Origin of the sequence: Micromonospora sp. NPDC050686 (genome assembly GCF_040654475.1) — a bacterium.
In the GTDB taxonomy this organism is placed as follows: domain Bacteria; phylum Actinomycetota; class Actinomycetes; order Mycobacteriales; family Micromonosporaceae; genus Micromonospora.
The window spans coordinates 1-15,084 of the sequence record NZ_JBFAID010000031.1 but is presented as its reverse complement, the minus strand read 5'-3'; the positions used below and the strand labels follow the sequence as shown (position 1 = coordinate 15,084).

Genomic DNA, 15,084 nt, shown 5'->3' with positions numbered 1-15,084 from the left:
AGTTGGTGGTACAAGTTCAGGCGTAGACGTTGCGGCGGACGCCCTGGTGTCGCAGGCACACGCCGGGCCGGCCGCCGTTGAGGCTGTACTGGCCGTCGCGGCACTGCACCAGCCAGCCCTTGCCCCGCCAGAAGCCGGGGGCGCAGTCGAAGTGGTCGCACACCTTGCGGGGCGGCTTGCGGATCTTTTCGCCGCCGCAGAAGTCGTACCCGAAGGGGTTGCCCGGCGCTCCGCAGCGCGGCTCACCGGTCGGCGACGGCCTCGGCGTGGACTTGGACTTGGGCGCGGCCGGGCCCGCCGGGCCGAGCGCGGTCGCGGTGCGCGTCGGCGCGGGGGTGGCGGCGACCGCGATGTCGGTGCGCGCCGGCGGGTCGGACTCCAGCAGCACCGCCGGGATGATCAGCGCCGCGGCGGCGGCCACCGCGACCGTACGCCGGCCGCCCGGCACCCGGGCCGACAGCCGCGCCTGCGCCGGGGTGATGATCGCCGGCCGGAACGGCTGCCGCTGCCCGTGCTCGGCGATCAGCTCGTCCAGTTGCGCGATCACCGCGTCGCGCTGCTCGATCGCCTCGGCGAAGGCCAGCGTCAGGGTGAACCGGAACTCGGCCGCCGCGGCCGGCGGCAGCAGCAGGCCGGAGGTGCCGCGCCGGTCGAGGACCTGGAGCAGGGTGACCGGCGCCGCCGGGTCGTGGGCCAGCCCGGTCAGCTTCGCGTACGACCAGTCGCGCCGGCCGCGACCGCCGAGCAGCACCAGCCGGCGATTGGTGATCACGGCGAGCCCGGCGTCGAGGACCTTCACCCCGTCCGGGCGGCGCGGGCGCAGCGGGGCCGGTGCCGGGTCGACGGCGAGGTCGGGCGCGGGCAACACGGCGGTGTGCCGCACCCCCACCAACTGGGCGGCGGGCTGGGTCCAGAAGACCACCTCGCCGGGGGCCAGCTCGACCGGCAGGCCGCCGCCGGCCGTACCCCGCAGGTCGGCCGCGGCGGCATGCAGCCGGCGCAGCTCCTCGTCCCGGTGCCGCCACGCCGCCTCCACGTCGCGGTACGCGGCCTGCCGCCGCTCGTTCTGCCGGTGGGCCCACCGGTACCGCCAGGTCGAGCCCGTCGAATCCGTTTCCGCCACGCCGACTCCTTCGCCGCGCGAGCCAACCGGGGTGTCCGTGCGGTTCAACTGCCGCCACTACCTGGACGGACACGTCAAAGTCCACCTTTGTTCTCGAACCGTGACCTAACCGGAACGATGGGGCGTCATCCTCGCCGTGTTCACCCTTGGCTTCGCGGCGAACTTCAACCGCGGCCAGGTCTCCTCCGTGCTCGGCGGCTCGCTGCCGGCGATCGCCGGCATCCTGCTGATCGTGGCCGCCGGCGGTGGCTTCAAGCAGGTCCTGGTGGACGCCGGGGTGTCCTCGGCGTGCTGGCCCTCGACCTGCTGCTGTAGCGGCCGGTCACGGGCACCCGCGCAGCCGTCGCCGTCGATAGGCTGCGCCGATGCCCGAAGAGCGCTCGACGCAACCGGCCTCCACCCGGCGCCGGCCAGGACCGCTGTCGATGGCCCTGGTCGGCGCCGTCGTGGTCGGCACGCTCGTCGGCGTCGCGCTGCTCGCCCGCACGCAGACGCCCTCCACTCCCGCCTCGTGGTCGGACGCCTCCGCCACACCGGCCGTCGGGGACAAGTGGGCGGACGTCGCCGCGACGCCCTCGACCACCACCATCCGCTGCACCTGGTTCGGCCCGGCCAACCAGTACGACGACGGGTACTGCGACCGCATGGCGGCCGACGCCGCCCGCCGACGCCCACTGGCGGAGCCCGACCGCGCCGCCGCGCAGGCGAAGGCGAAGCAGATCACCGCCGCGCTGCGCCGGCCCACCGTGGACTGCGCTCAGCTGAGCGAGGAGGACTGCCTGGCCAGGCAGGCCCGGCAACGGATGTTCGCCCTGGCCGAGAGCCCGGAACAGCTCGCCGACCGGATCCGCGGGTCGCTGCGCAACGCGGGCCTCCCCGAGGTGACTGTCCGGCCGGCCGGACCGGAGGACCCGGCTCCGCGCGATGCCGTCATCTTCGCCGTACCGGTCGGCGTGGCGTGCCTGCTCGGCTACGTTCACCCACGGCGCAAGGGCGACGAAACCCGCGTGGTGGGCGAGCTACCCGAGGGCGGCTGCCTCCCCGGCTGAGCCGGGCCGCGACTGGACGTCAGGGGGCCTCGACGCCGGAGATCAGGAAGCGGTGCACCTCGGCGCCGCGGATCGCCACCGACTGCTCCTCGCTCGGCCCGGCGCCGCGGAACGCCAGCAACTGCTCCTCGGACTCCCACCGCTCGTACACGTTGATCCGGCCCGGCTCGACCAGGTCCGGGCTGACCGCGAAGTCGACGCAGCCCGGCGCGGCCCGCGCGGCCCGCACCGCCTCGACGCAGGACGCCAGGTAGGCGTCCCGCTGCGCCGGGTCGACGTAGAGGGTGCCGGCGACGATGAACAAGACGACCTCCGATCGCGCGGCGGGCTGCCGCTCCGGCATGAAATATGCCGGACCGGCAGCCCGTTCCGCGCGCCCCGACACGGTTACGCGCGGCTGATCGCGTTGGCGTGGATCGCCTCGGCCAGGTACGCCGTCATCCCCGGGTGGATCGCCTCGTAGTGCGCGGTGAACCGCTCGTCGGCCAGGTACATGTCGGCCAGCCCAGTGTGGATCTCGTACGAGCAGTCGTAGAACCAGCGGCTGATCAACTGCCGGTGCTCCTCGGCCAGCGCCAGCGCCTCCGCCGAGTCCGCCGGCACGCCCGAGTCCAGCACCCCGGCGAAACGCCGCCCCCAGTCCTCGGTCTCCGCCTTGTGCCGCAGCCAGTCGTCCTTGGTGTAGCGGGCGACCCGCCGATTCGACTCCCGGTACGCCTCGCTGCCACCCCACCGCTGCTCCGCCTCGTCGGCGTACACCTCGGGGTCGACGTCACCGAAGACCTCGAAACGCTCCTCCGGGGTCAGTTTGATGTCCATCCGCCTCGCCTCCATCGCGTGCTCGATCGCCGCGACCATCTCCTGGAGCTTCCCGATCCGCCCGCTGAGCAGCTCGTGCTGCCGGCGCAGGTGCGCCGCCGGGTCGGCGGCCGGGTCGTCCAGGATCGCCGCGATCTCGTCCAGCGGGAACCCCAGCTCCCGGTAGTAGCGGATCAGCTGCAACCGCTCCAGGTCCGCGTCGTCGTAGCGGCGGTAGCCCGCCGGGGTGCGCCCGCTCGGCGACAGCAGGCCGATCTCGTCGTAATGGTGCAGCGTGCGCACCGTCACGCCGGCCACCTTCGCCACCTGTCCCACCGTGTAAACCATGGTTCCCTCCCTTCTGCGATCCAGCCTGCGGCCTCCCGCCGCGTGAGGGTCAAGCGGTTCGGCAACGCCGTTGGCGTGCGGCTCCGGCCGGGCCGGTCAGCGCCGGGCCGCCGCTGGTGAGGGCGCGCGATCAGGTTCGCCGCCGCCAAGCGAAGGCCATCGTCGCGAACGCGAACGCGGCGCCGCCGCCGAGCAGGATCGCCGTCTGGAACAGCTGGAAGCGCCAGAAGCGGTCGGCGGGGTGGTAGAAGACGACATACTGGTAGCCGCGCTGCGTCATGCATGCGGCCGTCGCCCGCTGGGCACGCTCGGGGGTGGACACGTCGACGCCCGGTGCCGGTGGGCACGTCTCCTCCGGCCGCCCGCCGATCTCGCGGCCAGTGCCGTCGACCCAGGCCTCCCCCGTCAGCAAGGCGTTCTGCCGGACCAGCTCATCGGTGCCGCTGACCACCGCCCGCATCGGCTCGGCGTACCACCCCTGGGTCAGGACCAGCACGGGGACGGTCAGCGCGACGACCGCGACGGTGGCGGCCATCGCCGGCAGCGTCCGCCGCAGGACCGCGCTGGCCGCAGCACCGAGCAGGAACGCGAAGACCCACCAGGCGGCGGGCGCCACCCCGGTCGCGTTGAAGGTGTCCGGGCTGGCGAACGAGCCCGGCTGCACCGCCGCGAAGATCGGCAGCCACAGGCTGGTCATCGCCGAGAACATCAGCCCACCGAGGGCCACCGCGGCGACCAGCACCGCCAGCTTCACCAGCAGCCACCGCCGGAGCGGCACCGACTGGGTCCAGGCGAGCCGCTGGGTGCCCCGCTCGTATTCGCGGGCGATCAGTGGGGCTCCCCAGAAGGCCCCGACCAGCGCGGGACCGACCAGCGGGAGCAAGCCGAAGCCCTGGTAGACCAGCTGGTAGCGCTCGGACAGCGCGAGGTTCACGTCCCGGCAGCCGGCACCGGGGCCGGGGCAACCCGGCGGCGCGTCCCGCAGGACATTCACGGTCGCCTCGACCCCGGAGATCAGGAACACCGCACCCAACAGGAGCAGCAGTGCGGCGGTCGCCAGGAACTGGCCGCGGTACTGCCGCCAGGTCAACCAGAGCACGAAATCTTTCCCTTCGGCGGTGGAATCAGAGGACGGCGAGCGTGGGACGGGGCAGCGCCGCCAGATCCGGATCGCGCAGGTAGGCCAGCACGATCTCCTCCATGCCGGCTGCCCGGCCCGTCCAGCGGGGGTCAGCGACGGCGGCCGTGCCGCGCAGCAGGAGATTGACCTGGCGCCCCGCGCCACTGCGTGCGATCACCTGATGCCCATCGGCGACCGTGTCGGCGCTGTCGTCCGGCCCGGTGAACAGACGGTGGGCCGACACGAATTCGTCCAGGTCCGCGCTGACCTGGATTCGGCCCCGGTTGAGCACCACCAGCCAGTCGCAGGTGCCCTCCAGATCGGACACCACGTGCGAGGAGAAGAGCACGGTCATGTTCGTCTCCGCCACCGCCGCCATCAAGGCCCGGGTGACGTCATGCCGGGCCAGCGGGTCGAGATCGGCCAGCGGTTCGTCGAGGACGAGCAGGTCGGGCCGTTTGGCGACGGCAAGCGTCAGCGCGACCTGGGTGCGCTGACCGCCGGAGAGCCGACCCACCCTGCGGTCCAACGGGATGTCCAGCTCGTCGAGCCGGCGGCGGGCCAGGTCGTCGTCCCATCGGGGGTTCATCAGCCGCCCGAAGCGCAGCATCTCGGCGACTGTGAAGTCCGCGTACAACGGTTTGTCCTGGGCCAGGAATGCCACCCGAGGCAGCGCGCTGGCGCCGGACACCGGCTCACCGAAGACCCACGCCTGTCCCGTGCTGGGTGCCAGCAGCCCGACCGCGAGATGCAACAGGGTCGTCTTGCCGGCGCCGTTCGGGCCAACCAGGGCGATCACCTGACCGGCCGGCAGCGCAAGCGAGCAGTCCCGCAGCGCCCAACTGCCCCGGTAGCGCCTGCCCAGGCCGGTGGCGCGGAAGGCGGGCACCGTCGTGGCCGGCCCGTCGTGGCCGGCCCGGATCGGCCGGGGCTTCGCAGCGCCACTCATGCGACGTCCTCCCGAGTGACGTCGTGCACCACCGAGGCGAAGATCGCTTCGAGGTCCTCCGGATCCAGGCCGCTGCGCAGGCCGGCCCGGACCCATTGGCTCAGCTGGCTGCGCAGCTGCGCCTGTTCCGCCGGGCGGACCTCGCCGAGTGACCGCCGGACGAAGGTGCCGAGGCCGGGCCTGGCCTCCACGAGCCCTTCGCGCTCCAGCTCTCGGTAGCCCTTCAGCACAGTGTTGGGGTTGATGCCCAAGCTCATCACGACCTCCCGGGCGGTGGGCAGTTGGTCCCCGGGCCGCAACAGGCCGAGCCGCAGCGCGTGCTTGACCTGCTGCACGAGCTGCAGATAGCTCGCGACGCCGGAGCGGCGGTCCAGATGGAACTCGATCACCACCCACACCCTTTCATTAGTCAACTAGTGAATTAGACCAAGGCGACGCGCGGGACGTCAAACCCGATGCGCGCTCAGGAACGCGGTCGCGCCGGCCCGGCCTTACCCCCATCCGCCGAGGCGCGGGGCCTCCGTTCGCCGAGGCGCCCGAGACCGCGTTCGGCGCCTACCAGCTTGATGCCTCAAACGAATCAGCCGGGCCGCCGTGGGCACCCCGAAACGGGCGATTTCCCCCGGGACAGGTCCGGGGTGATTCGGTTACGACATCAAGTTCGTAGGGTGCCGAATAGGCGCCCGGACCTGCCCGGAGACGGGCGTCGCCCCCGGGGCCTGCGGAGGGAGCGCAGGCAGCCCGGGGGCGACGGCCGGATCGGCGGGCCGGGTCAGGTGGTGATCCGCTCGCGGTCCGGCGCGGCGAACGTCTCGCTGGCCGGGGTGCGGAAGGCGTGCCACAGGCCGGCCGCCGACAGCAGCAGGAGCAGCGCCGCGCCGAGGTACATGGCCAGCGCACCCTGCTCGGCCTTGCGGCCGAACTCGCTGAAGCCGTACGAGGTGAGCAGCATGCCGCGCAGCGTCTCGCCCTTGAACACGGTCTCCCGCTGCGCGGTGACGTCGGCCAGCTGCTTCTGCAGGTCGGCCAGGTTGGCGGCCTTGGCCTGCTGGGCCTGGGCCACCTGCTCCTTCAGCGCCGTCTGCGGCTCACCCAGGTCGGCGTACGTCTTGCCGCCGCCGATCGACTTCAGGTGCAGGCCGATGAACTCGTTGGCGTAGCACTCGGCCTGCTTGCCGGTGGTCAGCTTCTGCCCGGCGTACTCGCGCAGGCAGTCCACCTTCTTCTCCTCGTCGGTCAGCTGGTCCGCCGGCTTGAAGCCGATGTGCTGCGCGGCGAGCTGGTCGTGCACGTAGTTGTTGGCGAAGTTGGCGTTGGTCGTGAGCACGATGCCCACGGCGAGCAGCAGGACCGCGAGGCCCAACCCGCCGATGCTGAACAGCAGGTCCAGAGTGCGTCGCTTCATGTCCGGCTCCCGAGTGGATGGTCGGCTTGGTCGATGTCCGTACCATCGTCGCGGTGCGACACCGGTGCGGGACAGGGCCGAACCCCCCGTACCAGTCGGGACCTTCGGCCCGCCCCCGCCGGGCCGGTCAGCGGGCCGCGTCGATCGGGGCGAGCGTGGTGAGCAGCTCGGCCGGGCCCACCGGGCGGCCGTACCGCCAGCCCTGGCCGTGCAGGCAGCCGATCGCGGCGACCGCCTCGTGCTGCGCCTGCGTCTCGACCCCCTCGGCCACCACCGCCAGGTCGAACGCCCCGGCCAGCCGGGTCACCATCTCCACCGTGGCGTACGCGCGGGCGTCGTCGTCGAGCCGGGCCACGAACGACCGGTCGATCTTCAACTCGGTGGCCGGAATCCGGTGCAGGTAGCTCAGCGACGAGTAGCCGGTGCCGAAGTCGTCGATCGCGATCCGGATGCCCAACTCGCGCAGCTGGTGCAGCCGTTCCAGCACCACCTCGCTGCCCTCGATCAGCGCCGACTCGGTCAGCTCCAGGGTCAGCGCGCGGGGCGCCAGCCCCGCCCCGGCCGTCGCCCCGGTGACCGTGGCGATCAGGTCGGGGCGGCGCAGGTGCGCGGCCGAGATGTTCACCGCCACCGTCGCCTCCGGGGCGTGCTGCCGCCAGGCGCCCGCCGCCCGGCACGCCTCATGGATCACCCACCGGTCGATCGGCAGGATCAGCCCGGTCTCCTCGGCCAGCGGCAGGAACTGGGCCGGGGTGAGCGGGCCCAGCCGCGGATGCCGCCACCGGACCAGCGCCTCCGCGCTGCACACCGCCCCGGTGGCCAGGTCAACGATCGGCTGGTACTCCAGGTGCAGCTGCCCCTCGTCCACCGCCCGCCGCAGGTCGGCGATCAGCTCCGCCCGGGTCACCGCCGACTCGCGCAACAGCGGCGTGCACGTGCGGTACGCCGACTTCCCGGCCGCCTTCGCCGCGTACATCGCGATGTCGGCGTCACGCAGCAGATCACTGTGCGAGGTGTGCTGCGGCCCGTACTCGGCGATGCCGATGCTGGCCGACGGGTGCACGCCCAGGTCCTCCTCGCCGGGCAGCGGTTGCAGGGCGGCCAGCAGCCGGTCCGCGAGCCGCTCCGGCGCCACGCCCCGGGTGCCGTCGACCAGCACCGCGAACTCGTCCCCGCCGAGCCGGGCGATGGTCCCCGCGTCGTCGACCACTTCCCGCATCCGCTCCGCGATGCCGGTCAGCAGCCGGTCCCCGGCGGCGTGCCCGAACCGGTCGTTGACCTGCTTGAACCCGTCCAGGTCCAGCAGCAGCACGGCGACCGGGGCCCGATCGCGCAGAGCGCGGCGCAGCCGCCGGTTGAACATCAGCCGGTTCGGCAGGCCGGTGAGCTGGTCGGAGTAGGCCAGCCGGCGCAGCCGGCCCACCAGCCGCAGGTTCTCGTTCGCGGCCAACCCCTGGCGCACGGCCAGCACGCCGAGCAGCGCCATCATCCCGTAGAACACCAGGTGCGGGGTCTGCCCGGTGGGACGGCGGGAGAGCACCACCGCCACGATCGCCCCGCCCACCGGCAGGTACGGCAGGGCCACCCGCCACCACGGCGGCAGCGGCGACTCGGCGGTGTCGTCGACGCCGTCACCGGCCGGTGGCGGCGGGTACCCGGTGGCGAGGCCCACCAGCAGGTAGCTCAACGTCCAGCACAGGTCGATCGGATGCCCCGGCGCGTACGTGCCGTGGGCGACCAGCGACACGTACCCGGTGTCGGCGGCGGCGCGGATCGCCAGCCCGACCCCGATCATGGTCAGCGCCGGCCACATCCGCCGCGACGGCCCGGCGACCGCGACCAGGATGGTCAGCTGCATCAGGTCGAGCATCGGATAGAGCAGGCCGATCGTCCGCAGTGGATCGATGAGGTCGGCGGCGGCGATGTCCCGGAAGACCACCACCCAGCCGATCGGGATCAGGGCCAGGCCGACGATCACACCGTCCAACACCGCCCGCGCCCGGCCCACCGCGTTGCGTGGCGCCGCGTTCGCGCAGAGCAGCGCGGCCGTGCCGGTGACCAGACCGAGGACGAACAGCGCGCCGATCAGCGGGGTGTGCGGCAGGTCGTCGGTGCCGAGCCGCTGCACCGTCCACACCGTCCGGCCGGCCGCCGCGAGCCCCATGGTGACCGCCAGCAGCGTCCAGAAGCGACGCCGCACCGGCTGCCGGCGGGCCGCGCCGACGCAGGCCACCGCGGCCCAACCGGCCACCACCAACCCAGCCAGGTCACCGACCAGCGCCGCGTCCGGCAGGGCCCCGAACAGCCAGATCGCCTCGACGAGTACGGCGGCGCCGGCGGCCACCAGACCCACGCGGCCCGCGAGGCCGGAGTGGACCGGGGCGGCACGTGCCTCGGTCACATCATGGGACAGCACAGCGGTCGCTCCGGCTCTCTCTCCGGTGGGTACCGGCACGGCGAGGACCGGTCACGGACGGCGAACCCGGCAAGCCTAGCCACCGCTCCCCCCCGGCCGCCAGGGTTCCCCGACCCTGGCCCGAAGTGTTAAGCGGGGCCCCCGCTACAACACAATGCGTTAAGCGGGGCCCCCTCCTTGCACCTCAGGCCCGCCGTGCGTCCACGGTGTCTGGTCGGGGTCCGGGAAGGTGGCGGCCGGGAGGTACGCGTCGGACAACGTCGTCCAGCACAGCCGCTCCCCCACCTCGGGCACGCTGCCCGGCGGGGCGGTCAGCCCCCGGCCCATCCCGCCGGAGAGCTCCAGCACCACCTCGGTCTTGCCGTCGCCCGGGGTCACGAAGACCACCTTCGCCTTCTGGCTCGGCCGCGCCGGCGACCACAGCGCCGCCCCGACCGGCACCGCCACCGGCTCGGTGGTCACCACCTGGATCCGGGGCCGCAGCACCGGCCGCTTCCCGGTGTCGTCCACCCGCTTCGGGTCCGCCAGGGTCACCTCACCGACGAACGCCTCCCCGGCCAGCCGGTGCTCCGCCATCACCAACGGATCGTCGTAGGCGCGCTGCACGGCGTACGAGGTCAGCGCGCGTTCCAGCCGGTGCAGCCGCCGGGCCGCCGCCACCGCCCCGTCCCGGCGCGGCTGCGGACCGCCGCCGGAGTCGACGTGCTCGGCGTACCCGGTGAACGCGTCCCGGTCGCCGTCCCACCGGCCGGCCACCCGCGCCCCGGCGGGCAGGCCGGCCAGCAGCCCCACGCCGCGCCACATCAGCTCCCAGGTGGGCGCCAACTGGTCGCGCAACACCCGCTGAAGCTCCGCGTACGCCGCCGCGCGCGCCCCGGCGTCGTCGCCCGCGTCGGCGTACCGGGCCATCGCCGGCGCCAGCACCCGGTTGTCGAAGTCCGGGTCGGTGGCCGGGCCGGCCGGCGGGCACACCGACGGGTCCTCGGCCCGGGCGGCGGCCTGCGCCCCGGTCAGCCCGGGCGGCGGGTCGAGCCAGCCGAGCAGCGCCGGCAGGTGCAGATCCTCCACCGCGCTCTGCCCGGTCGCCCAGTGCAGCGTCAACGCCTCGGTCATCGCCAGCAGCGCCGACGACCCGGGCTGCTCGGCCCGCTCGGCGAAGAAGGTCAGCCACTGGCCGAGCAGCGGCACCGACGGGTGCACCGGATAGTCGCCGTCCGGCCGGCGGAACCGCGTCGAGCGGCCCAGCAGCCGCAGGAAGGTCACCCCGGCCGGGTTCGGCACCAGCAGCTGCGGCGCGTCCACGTACCGGTACCGGACGTCGCGGCCCCGGTCCACCGGCACCGCCTCGGACACCCCCCGGAACGAGTCCAGGTACGGCAGCACCACCCCGGCCAGCTCGGCGACGAACCGGAACCGCTGGTCCCGGTTGCGGGGCTGCGGCACCACCAGCAGTTTCGCCTCCCCGGGCGCCGACCCGACCAGGGCCGCCAGCGGGGCGTGCGCCTCCCCCGCCATGGCCAGCGGCACCAGCACCAGCGGCCGCGCCGACAGGTGCACGTGCCGGACCGAGGCCACCGGCTGGGCCACCCCGGCGGCGAGGGCCTGCGCCTTCGCCAGCGCGCGCAGCGTACTCATGCCGGGTTGCCGGCCAGGGCCTCGGCGCGCAGCCGGGCCGCGGCCCGCAGCAGCGCGGCCGCCTCCGCCTGCCCCGGTTCCGGGGCGCGTTCCCCGGCGGCCAGGGCCAGCACCTCCGCCACGTCGGCCACCCCGCCGAGCGCCTCCCGCACCGGCCGGCCCATCGCCCCGGTCTGCGCCCGGGCCTCGCGCCGGCAGAAGTACGCCAGCTCGCACGCGGCCAGACACTCCGGCGCGTAGCGGGCCGCCACCTGCGACAGCGCGGCGACCAGGGTCGCCGGGTCGGCGGACGGATCGGCGGTGAAACCCGCCGGCACCGCGACCAGCAGGTCGTCGACCCGGGCCATCCGGTCCAGCTGCCGGCGCAGCACCAGCAACTGCTTGCGGACGTCGACCAGGCTGGCCACCGGCTGGTTGGTGAAGTCGCGCGGGCAGACCAGCACCACCTCGTGCGACACCGACTCCGGGTCGTGCCCCTCGGCGGCGAGCAGCTCCCGCAGCGCCAGCACGTACACGGCGGCCTGGACGGCGGCGGCGGAAACCTTCGCCGCGTCGGCCTGCCCGTCCACCACCGGGAACGACTTGATCTCCACGACGTGGTACCGGCCGGCCAGCCGGGCGGCCACCAGATCCGGCTCCAGGTGCACCCGCTGCCCGGCCACCTCAAGCCCGAGCAGCGGATGGTCGAACAACGCCGCCCCGTCATCCGCCGCGGTGAGCGCCGCCCGCGATCGTTCCTGCCGGTCCGGCAGGTCGTCGGCGCCACCCAGATCCGTCCAGCTCGCCCCCGCCGGCACCGGTACGCCCAGCCGCTCGGCGACCAGCCGCAGCAGCTCCGCGCCGCCGTCGGCCTTCACCTGCGCCTCGAAAGCGTTGCCCCGGCCGATGGCGAACCGGGACTGGCCGAACCGGGCCGGGAAGCCGATCCGCTCGGCCAGCTTCGGCTTGTCCACCCCGGCGCTGTCCAGCACCGCCCGCCGGGCGCACCCCGGGTTGCCGGTGAGGGCGGCGATGGTCCGGGCGTTGTGCCGCTTCGGCGGCACGTCCCCGCGGATCTCGGCCAGGCGCCGGGCAGTGTCGGTCATGACAGGCCACGATAGCGGGCCGTCAGTCCCAGTCCCAGGTGAACAGCTTCTCGCCGGTGGCGCCGAACATCTCCACCCGCCGCACCCCGACGTCGCGGGTGCCCGTCGTCTCCAGCCGCAGCAGGAAGGTGCCGTTCTGCGCGGGCACCTCGACCTGCGCGCCGCTGTCGCTGACCGCGCGCACCCGGGTCGTACCGGGCCACGTCGCCCCGTACACCAGCACTGTCGAGGTGAGCGCGAACCGGCTGGTCAGCGGCTGCGCGCCCCCCTCACAACCCCAGGGCCGGCAGACCAACGACGTGGTCCCTGGGGAGAACCCTCCCCAGCTCTCGGACACCATCGGGCCGGACTCCCCACCGAAGCAGAGCGCGAAGGTGGTGGAGCTGGCGGCGAGCACCGCGAGACCGCCCGGCCAACGCACCGCGTTGATCGTCCGGCCCCCGCCGCTGGGTACCGGACAGCGGGCGGCGAGATCCGCCCCACTCCCGGCCACCGTGGCGGGCACGATCCGCTGCTCCGCGTTCCGGTCGGCCACCCCGTTCACCTGCCAGCCCGCCGCCCCGGCGAGCAGTACGGCGGCGGTGGCGACGCCGGCCAGCGCCAGCCTCGGCCAGCTCCGGCGGGGCCGCCGCGTCGCGGCCCGGGCCAGGTCGCTCATCGGCGGAACGGTCACCGATTCCTCGGGGACCAACCGGTCGACGATGCGGTGGATCTGATTCCTCGGATCAGTCATCGAGCTGCTCCCTCAACGCGGCGAGTCCACGGTGGATCAGGGTCTTGACGGTGCCGGGTCGGCAGCCGAGCGCCTCGGCGATCTCCCGTTCCGGCAGATCGAGATAGAAGCGGAGGAACAGGGCCGCCCGCTGCCGCGGCCGCACCCGGCGCAGCGCCGCCCGCACCGCCGCGTCCTCGCCGGGTGGCGCCGCGTGCGGCGGCGGCTCGGCGAAGGCGTGCCGGCGTTCCAGCACCCGCCGGCGTACCCAGGAGGTGCAGCGGTTCGCCACCGCCCGGCGCAGCCACCGCTGCGGCTGCGTCACCGCGTCCCGCCGGCGGTACAGGTCGACAAACGCCTCCTGCACGATGTCCTCCGCCGCGGCGGCGCTGCCCGTGGTCAGGTACGCGAACCGCACCATCGCCCGGAACTGCCGCTCGTACGCCGCCCCGAAGACGTCCTCGCCGACGTCCGCCAACCCGCTACGGACCGTCATGCCCACTCCGCTTCCCGCCCGCCGCTTTGACGGACGTCACCGACAGGGCGCACGAGACGGCGTCGGGGTTTCAGCCGACCGGCAGGTCCTCCCGCGCCCCGGTCCGGGCCCGGCGCACCAGCACGGCGGTGGCCACCGCGGCAGCCAGCGCCGCCGCCGCCATCGTCCACAGCACGGTACGCAGCCCGCCGGTGAACCCCGGATCGGCCAGCCGCCCGGCGGTGGTGCTGGCCAGCACCGCCCCCACCACCGCGATGGCGACCGTCTCGCTGGCCAACCGCGCCGTGTTGATCATCCCGGCGCCGGTGGCCGCCCGGGCCGGCGGGACGCTGCCGATGGCGATCGCGTCGAGCAGCCCGATGGACAGCCCCACCCCCACCCCGATGGTCAGCAGCGGACCGGCCAGCCGGACGGTGTCCGCGTCCGGGCCGAGCACCGTCGCCCACGCCGCCCCGGCGGCGACCACCAGCACCGAGACGACGGTGACCGAGGTGGCCGGCACCAGCCGGGTCAACGCCCCGCCCAGCAGCGGCAGCACCAGCGTCGGCGCGGTGAGCAGGATCAGCGTGGCCCCCGCCGCACCGGGGCTGAGCCCGACCACCGTGGTCAGGTACGACGGCAGGTAGACCAGCAGCGGCACCAGCACCGCCACGATGGTGGCCGCCGCCAGGCAGATGCCGACGAACCGGCGGCTGGCCAGCAGGGACAGGTCGAACATCGGCTCGGCGCGGCGGCGCTCCACCCGGACGAAGGCCACCAGCAGCGCCGCCGCGGCGGCGAACGCGGCCACGATCACCGGGGCGGCCCAGCCGTACTCGGGACCCTGCACGAACCCGAAGATGAGCAGCAGCAGCGCGGCGGTGAAGGTGACCGTGCCCGGCCAGTCCACCCGGCCCGGGTGCGGCTGGCGGGACTCCGGCAGCAGCGGCACCAGGATCACCAGCACCGCCCCGGCCACCAACGCCGGTACGGCGAACACCGCCCGCCAGCCGAACACCTCGATCAGCAGCCCGGCGATCGACGGGCCGAAGGCCAGGCCCGCCCCGATCGTCGTACCGAAGGCGCCGAAGGCGCGGGCCCGGGCGCGGCCGTGGAACGTCCCGGCGAGCAGGGCGGAGGCGCTGGTCGCGGCGGCGGCCGCCCCGACACCGGCGAGGGCCCGGGCCAGGTCGAGCAGCAGGATGTCCCCGGCGACCGAGGCGAGCAGCCCGCCGGCGGTGAAGACGACCAGGCCGATCGCGAAGACCCGGCGGCGGCCGAACAGGTCGGCCAGCGCCCCGGAGGCCAGCATGAAGCTGGCGAAGGTGGCGTTGTAGCCGTTCACCACCCACTGCACTGCCGCGAGGCCGGCGTCGAGGTCCCGGCCGATGTCCGGTAGCGCGACCGACGCGCCGGTCAGCGAGATCGGCAGCACGAGCGTGGACAGCAGGACGGCGACCAGCACGACGGCCGGGTGATTGCGCACGATTCTCCCCGTTCTTCGCGGCCGCCTCAGCCTAGTTCGGGCAGGTGGGGGCGGGCCGGAAGCGGGTCGAAGATCACAGCCCGGGGCTGCCGGGCGGCGCGGGCGGTCAGCGGCCGGCGGACCGGTTCCACGGGGAGCGGGGCGAACCGGCGCCGGCCGTGGGCCGGGCGTGCAGGGCGGGCGGGAGACGCTGTGCACCGGCGCGGCGGGCGGCAGGACCGGCTGCCGGCCGATCAGCCAGCAGAAGAAGCGGGCCATGCTCAGCCGACCGGGAGGCGGTGCGCCTCGGCCCGGGAGATGTCGTGCTCGGCGCCGCAGAAGCTGCACTACTGGGTGCGGCGGGTCCGCACCGGGATCAGCGGGACGAAGAAGAGGCTCAGTGATTTGGTTAGTAATCCCTAGTGGACATACGCTGGTTGGGTGGAACTTCTTCGGCTGGCCAGGGCGGCGAAGCGTTTGGGTGTTCATCCGGTGACGCTTCGT

At 74.0% G+C, this 15,084-nt stretch carries 14 protein-coding genes and 1 pseudogene; 2 read left to right on the top strand and 13 right to left on the bottom strand.

What is annotated here, in order from left to right:
• Positions 1–16: 16 nt before the first annotated feature.
• Positions 17–1,123 (bottom strand): hypothetical protein, encoded by a 1,107-nt coding sequence (locus AB0H57_RS19800; protein ID WP_357508418.1) that lies wholly within the window; start codon positions 1,121–1,123, stop codon positions 17–19.
• A gap of 121 nt (positions 1,124–1,244) precedes the next feature.
• On the opposite strand from AB0H57_RS19800, the pseudogene AB0H57_RS19795 reads away from it, so the two are divergent.
• Both AB0H57_RS19795 and AB0H57_RS19790 read left to right on the top strand, forming a co-directional pair.
• A pseudogene (locus AB0H57_RS19795) lies at positions 1,245–1,403 on the top strand (gluconate transporter); the annotation flags it as partial.
• An 85-nt stretch (positions 1,404–1,488) separates the two neighbouring features.
• Entirely contained in the window at positions 1,489–2,172 is a 684-nt protein-coding gene (locus tag AB0H57_RS19790) for a hypothetical protein (protein ID WP_357508416.1), read from the top strand.
• 19 nt (positions 2,173–2,191) lie between these two features.
• On the opposite strand, the gene AB0H57_RS19785 is transcribed toward AB0H57_RS19790, so the two are convergent.
• The 12 genes from AB0H57_RS19785 to AB0H57_RS19730 form a co-directional block, all read right to left on the bottom strand.
• Complete coding sequence (locus AB0H57_RS19785; protein ID WP_357508414.1) at positions 2,192–2,515, bottom strand: antibiotic biosynthesis monooxygenase family protein; 324 nt, start codon at positions 2,513–2,515, stop codon at positions 2,192–2,194.
• A 44-nt stretch (positions 2,516–2,559) separates the two neighbouring features.
• A complete protein-coding gene (locus tag AB0H57_RS19780; RefSeq protein ID WP_357508412.1) occupies positions 2,560–3,318 on the bottom strand; it encodes a MerR family transcriptional regulator in 759 nt (252 codons plus the stop codon).
• Between the two features lie 130 nt (positions 3,319–3,448).
• Entirely contained in the window at positions 3,449–4,417 is a 969-nt protein-coding gene (locus AB0H57_RS19775; RefSeq protein ID WP_357508410.1) for a hypothetical protein, read from the bottom strand.
• A 25-nt stretch (positions 4,418–4,442) separates the two neighbouring features.
• Positions 4,443–5,387 (bottom strand): ABC transporter ATP-binding protein, encoded by a 945-nt coding sequence (locus AB0H57_RS19770; protein WP_357508408.1) that lies wholly within the window; start codon positions 5,385–5,387, stop codon positions 4,443–4,445.
• The gene (locus AB0H57_RS19765; protein WP_357508530.1) at positions 5,384–5,776 is read right to left on the bottom strand and encodes a GntR family transcriptional regulator; all 393 of its coding nucleotides are present in this window, start codon (positions 5,774–5,776) and stop codon (positions 5,384–5,386) included. Before AB0H57_RS19765 ends, AB0H57_RS19770 begins: the two co-directional genes overlap by 4 nt.
• A gap of 383 nt (positions 5,777–6,159) precedes the next feature.
• Positions 6,160–6,792 (bottom strand): hypothetical protein, encoded by a 633-nt coding sequence (locus AB0H57_RS19760; protein WP_357508406.1) that lies wholly within the window; start codon positions 6,790–6,792, stop codon positions 6,160–6,162.
• 127 nt (positions 6,793–6,919) lie between these two features.
• Positions 6,920–9,193, bottom strand: a complete 2,274-nt coding sequence (locus AB0H57_RS19755) for an EAL domain-containing protein (protein WP_357508404.1) — start codon at positions 9,191–9,193, stop codon at positions 6,920–6,922.
• Between the two features lie 174 nt (positions 9,194–9,367).
• Positions 9,368–10,843, bottom strand: coding sequence for a hypothetical protein (locus AB0H57_RS19750; RefSeq protein WP_357508402.1), 1,476 nt, complete (start codon positions 10,841–10,843; stop codon positions 9,368–9,370).
• Positions 10,840–11,928, bottom strand: coding sequence for a hypothetical protein (locus AB0H57_RS19745; RefSeq protein ID WP_357508401.1), 1,089 nt, complete (start codon positions 11,926–11,928; stop codon positions 10,840–10,842). The genes AB0H57_RS19750 and AB0H57_RS19745 overlap by 4 nt, the downstream gene beginning before the upstream one ends.
• A 22-nt stretch (positions 11,929–11,950) precedes the next feature.
• On the bottom strand, positions 11,951–12,661 hold the full coding sequence (locus AB0H57_RS19740) for a hypothetical protein (protein WP_357508399.1): 711 nt from the start codon (positions 12,659–12,661) through the stop codon (positions 11,951–11,953).
• A complete protein-coding gene (locus AB0H57_RS19735) occupies positions 12,654–13,136 on the bottom strand; it encodes a sigma-70 family RNA polymerase sigma factor (RefSeq protein WP_357508398.1) in 483 nt (160 codons plus the stop codon). Before AB0H57_RS19735 ends, AB0H57_RS19740 begins: the two co-directional genes overlap by 8 nt.
• Positions 13,137–13,206: 70 nt before the next feature.
• On the bottom strand, positions 13,207–14,601 hold the full coding sequence (locus AB0H57_RS19730) for an MFS transporter (protein WP_357508396.1): 1,395 nt from the start codon (positions 14,599–14,601) through the stop codon (positions 13,207–13,209).
• Positions 14,602–15,084 lie beyond the last annotated feature (483 nt).

Excerpts from the sequence above, each read along its gene's own strand:
- AB0H57_RS19790 (WP_357508416.1), top strand. The coding sequence starts at position 1,489 with ATGCCCGAAGAGCGCTCGACGCAACCGGCCTCCACCCGGCGCCGGCCA.
- AB0H57_RS19785 (WP_357508414.1), bottom strand. The coding sequence starts at position 2,515 with ATGCCGGAGCGGCAGCCCGCCGCGCGATCGGAGGTCGTCTTGTTCATC.
- AB0H57_RS19780 (WP_357508412.1), bottom strand. The coding sequence starts at position 3,318 with ATGGTTTACACGGTGGGACAGGTGGCGAAGGTGGCCGGCGTGACGGTG.
- AB0H57_RS19770 (WP_357508408.1), bottom strand. The coding sequence starts at position 5,387 with ATGAGTGGCGCTGCGAAGCCCCGGCCGATCCGGGCCGGCCACGACGGG.
- AB0H57_RS19760 (WP_357508406.1), bottom strand. The coding sequence starts at position 6,792 with ATGAAGCGACGCACTCTGGACCTGCTGTTCAGCATCGGCGGGTTGGGC.
- AB0H57_RS19750 (WP_357508402.1), bottom strand. The coding sequence starts at position 10,843 with ATGAGTACGCTGCGCGCGCTGGCGAAGGCGCAGGCCCTCGCCGCCGGG.
- AB0H57_RS19745 (WP_357508401.1), bottom strand. The coding sequence starts at position 11,928 with ATGACCGACACTGCCCGGCGCCTGGCCGAGATCCGCGGGGACGTGCCG.
- AB0H57_RS19740 (WP_357508399.1), bottom strand. The coding sequence starts at position 12,661 with ATGACTGATCCGAGGAATCAGATCCACCGCATCGTCGACCGGTTGGTC.
- AB0H57_RS19735 (WP_357508398.1), bottom strand. The coding sequence starts at position 13,136 with ATGACGGTCCGTAGCGGGTTGGCGGACGTCGGCGAGGACGTCTTCGGG.